4 protein-coding genes are annotated in these 4,806 nt (G+C 69.3%); 1 reads left to right on the top strand and 3 read right to left on the bottom strand.

Going from position 1 to position 4,806, the window contains the following annotated elements:
* Window positions 1-449: 449 nt before the first annotated feature.
* From cysK to ACWKY3_RS05645, 3 genes are all read right to left on the bottom strand, one after another.
* Window positions 450-1,382 (bottom strand): cysteine synthase A, encoded by a 933-nt coding sequence (cysK, locus tag ACWKY3_RS05655; protein ID WP_449315451.1) that lies wholly within the window; start codon window positions 1,380-1,382, stop codon window positions 450-452.
* 82 nt (window positions 1,383-1,464) lie between these two features.
* Window positions 1,465-2,007 carry a gamma carbonic anhydrase family protein gene (locus tag ACWKY3_RS05650; RefSeq protein WP_449315450.1) on the bottom strand — a complete coding sequence of 181 codons (543 nt, stop codon included), beginning with the start codon at window positions 2,005-2,007 and terminating at the stop codon, window positions 1,465-1,467.
* A gap of 229 nt (window positions 2,008-2,236) precedes the next feature.
* Window positions 2,237-3,130, bottom strand: coding sequence for a hypothetical protein (locus ACWKY3_RS05645; RefSeq protein WP_449315449.1), 894 nt, complete (start codon window positions 3,128-3,130; stop codon window positions 2,237-2,239).
* Window positions 3,131-3,673: 543 nt separating this feature from the next.
* On the opposite strand from ACWKY3_RS05645, the gene ACWKY3_RS05640 reads away from it, so the two are divergent.
* Window positions 3,674-4,806: dihydroxy-acid dehydratase domain-containing protein (locus ACWKY3_RS05640; RefSeq protein ID WP_449315448.1), on the top strand; the 1,133-nt coding region annotated here is incomplete at its 3' end.

Below are 4,806 nucleotides of genomic sequence, written 5' to 3'. Positions count from 1 at the left end.
TTTGTGGCCAGCTCGCGGAAGCGCCCCCGTTGAACCGGGGTCGGCGCGGGCCGGCCCGCCGCGCAGGGCCCTCCCCGCCTGACGGGTAGGGCCTTGCCCGGCGCCCGACCAGGGAAGGCTCGGCCCGAGATTCGGCAAACACCGGTTCGTGTCAACGGTGGTTTAACAGAGAGGACTCCGACGGCATCGGATCGAAGTCGTCGGTATGGGCCTTCTGCTGGACGGGGCGTCGGGATGCGCAGGGTCTTCGGGTCCTGGCGTTTCGATCCGGCACCCGGATGCGGGGCCGGATCTTGAAGCTGGGCCTGAACGGGGACCCGAGCGAGGCTTGGAGCCAGGTTCCGGACGGGACCCGAGCGAGGCTTGGAGCTGGGTCCTAGACGAGGCTTGGAGCCGGATTCCGGACGGGGCTTGAGCCGAGGGATGCCGTTTTGTTCGCAGCCTTTCGCTTATTCCCCTTCGAACAGGGCGGTGGAGAAGTAGCGCTCGCCGGTGTCGGGCAGCAGGGTGACCACGGTCTTGCCGGGGCCGAGCTTGCGGGCCAGGCGGCGCGCGGCGGCCACGTTCGTGCCGGAGGACACGCCGCACAAAAGCCCCTCCTCGCGCGCGAGGGCGCGCGCCGTGTCGATGGCCTCTTCGTCGCTGACGATGCAGATGTCGTCGTAGATGCTCTGGTCGAGGATGGCCGGGATCAGCCCGTCGCCGATGCCCATCTGCAGGTGCGTGCCGATGCCGCCGCCCGAGAGGATGGCCGCGTTCTCGGGTTCGACGGCCCATATCTCCACGTCGGGATAGAGACGCTTTAATATCTGCCCCACGCCGGAGATGGTGCCGCCGGTGCCGATGCCTGAGCAGAACCCGTGGATGGGCCCCTCGGCGTCCTCCACTATCTCCAAGGCGGTGTGGTACTTGTGGGCGAGCAGGTTGTCCTCGTTCTCGAACTGCTGGGGGACGAACACGCGGGGGTCCTCGGCCGCCATGCGCTTAGCGGTGGCTATGCATTCGGCGATGCAGGCGCCGATGTCGCCGTCGTCGTGGATGACCACCACCTCCGCTCCGTAATGGCGCACGAGCTTGCGTCGCTCCACGGACACGGAGTCCGGCATGATGATGCGGGCGGCGTACCCCTTCACCGCGCACACGAGCGCAAGGCCGATGCCCTGGTTTCCGCTCGTGGGCTCCACGATGATGCTGTCGGGGCCAATATGGCCGCGCTTCTCGGCCTCCTCGATCATCTGCCAGGCGGTGCGGGTCTTGACGGACCCTCCCACGTTCACGCCCTCGTACTTGGCGAGAATCTGAGCCGACCCCTCCTCGGAAAGGCGGTTCAGGCGGATGAGGGGCGTGCGCCCCATGGCTTCCAGCACGTTGTCGTAGATCACGTTGTCACCCTCGGTCGGTCGTCTGCCTCGTCTGTTGGTTGCGACATTGTAGCACCGGCGGGCGGGCAAAGGGGCGCGCGGCTCACTTGACGGCGATCAGCGGGGCGTCTGCGGGGATCTGGTCGCCTGCCCAGGCGATGCCGCTGTCCACAAGGTCCTTGCCGATGGCCACGTAGCCTTCGGCGTCGGCGCGGTTCTGCTCGGTGAGGGGGCGGCGGACCTTGGCGGGCGAGCCCATGACCAGCATGCCGTCGGGAACCTGGGTGTTCGAGGTGACCAGCGCGCCGGCGGCCACGATGCAGTTTTCGCCGATCACGGCGCCGTCCATGACGATAGAGCCCATGCCCACCAACGTGTTGTCGCCGATGGTGCAGCCGTGGACGATAGCGCCGTGCCCCACGGTCACGCCGCGCCCGATGACGCAGTCGCTTTTCGCGCCCAGGTGCAGGCAGCAGCCCTCCTGTATGTTGGAGCCTTCTCCCACGACGATGTGCGAGCCGTAGTCGCCGCGCAGCACGGCGTTGAACAGCACGACGGCGTCCTTCTCCACGACGACGTTACCCACGATGGTGGCGTTTTTGGCTATGCGGGCCTCGGGGTGGATGACGGCTTGTCGGTAATCCATGGCGACCTCCTTGGGACGGGCGCGTCCGGACGCGGGCGCGCGGGGCTTTTCCGTCCCATTATACGGGGTGCGCCTCCGCGCTCTGCGGCGAGCGGGGCCAGCGGGGGAGCGTTCGGTCGCCAAGCTGGGCAGATTGGAGGAATTGAGGGTGGCCGTGGGTGCCGCCCAGGCGCGTGGCGCGCGGCCGTGCGCCCGGGCCGATTGCTGCGGCGGTCGCCGCGTTTCGCCGTCAGCCGGCGACGGCGTAGGAGCGCAGCGCGCTTGCGTGGGGAAGGACGTCTTCGAAGTCCCAATGGCGCTCCGAGCGCTCCGGGCTGCGGGGGTCGGAAACCACGAGCATGCCGTGCTCGTCTATGTCGCCGAGCACCACGTAGGCGGTCTCGGACCCGAACGCGCTGTCCGCAAGCGTCGCGATCACGGGCCGTCCCGCCACGATCTCGCGCCGCAGGGCCGCCTCGTCGGGCTCCACGTCGGTCACTGACAGGCCCAGTTTCGCAGCGCCTTCGTCGAGCAACCGCTCGGGGTCCTCGGCGTAGCCGCCGCTTTGGGCGAAGGAGGCCACGGCAACGGGGTCCGCGGAGGCGTCGCCGGTCAGGCGGGCGCGCGCCATGGCAAGGCACAGGGGCGCCCCGCCGGCTGTTTTCATGGTGCCCGACCCGTAGGGGCGCCCGGCCCAGGCGGGATCGGCCTGGTAGAGGGCGGGCGTTTGGCCTTGCGTCCAGGTGGAGGGCGCGTCGCTTGCGAAGGCGGAGGCGGATTGCCCGCCGTCTGCGGCCTGCGCGCCCTCGGCGTCGGCGTTTATGACGGCCTGCGCGAACGCCCCGCCGCCCAACGCGCCGAGGACGGCCACCAGCGCCATGGCGGCCACGGCGGCCGCCACGCGCTTGAGGGCCTCGCCCGAAGATGGCAGCCGCGGCCGGCCGGGCGCCTTCGGGCGCGAGGCGGGACGCACGAAAGGGGAGGGGGAGTAGGTGCGGATGCGGGAGGGGTGGCGCGGGGACGAGGCGTAGCGTATGCCATGGGTGCGGTTGGGCAGGTTTCGACGCTCGATAGCGTAGGGGTCGGCGGGCGCTTCGGCCCCCGCGCCTCGGGCGACGATGCACAGCAGGCTTCGGTACGGCACGGGAACCTCCTTCCAGGCGGTTGGGTCGCGGTCTTTTCGCTCCATCGTAGGGCGCGCGGAAACGGCATGGCGCGAGGTCGGCGAAGCGTTGCCGCGCCCGCGCCGTACGGTTGCCAGGCCGACATGCGGCCCCGCCGCGCCAATGCCCATTCATTGCGTGGGGATTTCCTGCAGGAAGCGCGCACCGCCGAAATAGGCCCTTGCGCATCGAAGGCGGTGGAGTATACTGGCCTGCACAACTTCACATGAACGAAATGCGATGACGAGGACAGTAGGGACGAACCCATCTCAAGAGAGCCGGCGGATGCTGCGAGCCGGCGGTGGGCGGCCCGAACGCCACCTCCGAGCAGTTCGGCGCGAACGTTGCGCGGCGCAACCGGACGATCTCCGGGACCCCGCGGGCAAGTAGGCTGGACCGGCGACTCCGTTATCAGTCCGATCGAGGCCGGCGCGCGTCGCCGTCCTCCCTTCCTTCTGAGGTCCTGGTGCAGCCTGCGTGCAACAGGGCTTTTTTCATGTACGGACGCAGAAGGAAGGAGTCATATGCGCTTGAGAAGCGAAGCCGTCACCGCAGGCGTGGCGCGCGCCCCCCACCGCAGCCTGCTCAAGGCCGACGGCATCACCGACGAGGAGCTGGGCCGCCCGCTGGTGGCGGTGGTGAACTCGCGCAACGACATCATCCCCGGGCACAACAACCTGGACAAGATCGCCGAGGCCGTGAAGGCCGGCATCTACATGGCGGGCGGCGTGCCCTTCGAGATCTCCACCATCGGCGTGTGCGACGGCATCGCCATGAACCACGACGGCATGCACTACTCGCTCGTGTCGCGCGAGGTCGTCGCCGACAGCGTGGAGTGCGCCGTGCAGGGCCACGCCTTCGACGCGCTGGTGTGCATCCCCAACTGCGACAAGGTGGTGCCCGGCATGCTGTTGGGCGCGCTGCGCGTGAACATCCCCACGGTGTTCGTGTCGGGCGGCCCGATGCTGGCCGGCGCCCGTCCGGGCGGGCGCGGCCCCGCCACCGACCTCAACACGCTCTTCGACGGCGCGGGCCGGGTGCAGGCGGGCACGATGACCGAGGAGGAGCTGAAGCACCACGAGGACCACGCGTGCCCCACCTGCGGCAGCTGCTCGGGCATGTTCACGGCCAACTCCATGAACTGCCTGTGCGAGGCCTTAGGCATCGCGCTGCCGGGCAACGGCACCATCCCGGCCGTGTACTCCGAGCGCATCCGCCTGGCCAAGCACGCGGGCATGAAGGTGATGGAGCTTCTGGAGAAGGGCCTGCGCGCCCGCGACATCGTGAGCGCGGCGGCCATCCGCAACGCCATGGAATGCGACATGGCCTTCGGCGGCTCCACGAACACCGTGCTGCACCTCACGGCCATCGCGCAGGCGGCGGGGCATCCCATCACGATGGACGATTGGGACGCCGCCTCCGCCCGCACGCCGCACCTCGTGAAGCTGGCGCCCTCGGGCCCGCGCCCCCTCACCGACCTCTACGAGGTGGGCGGCGTGCCGGTGGTCATCGCCGAGCTCGACAAGCTGGGGCTCATCGATCGCAGCGCCGTCACGTGCATGGGGACGATGGACGAGTACCTCGACCACATGAAGGCGTGCTGCGCGGGCGCCGACGGCGAGGTTGTGGGTGGGGACGACAACACACGTTTCTCACT

The sequence above is a fragment of the Rubneribacter sp. genome (assembly GCF_965361815.1).
Note: the sequence above shows the minus strand (reverse complement) of the source record. Positions and strands in the feature narration are given on the sequence as shown.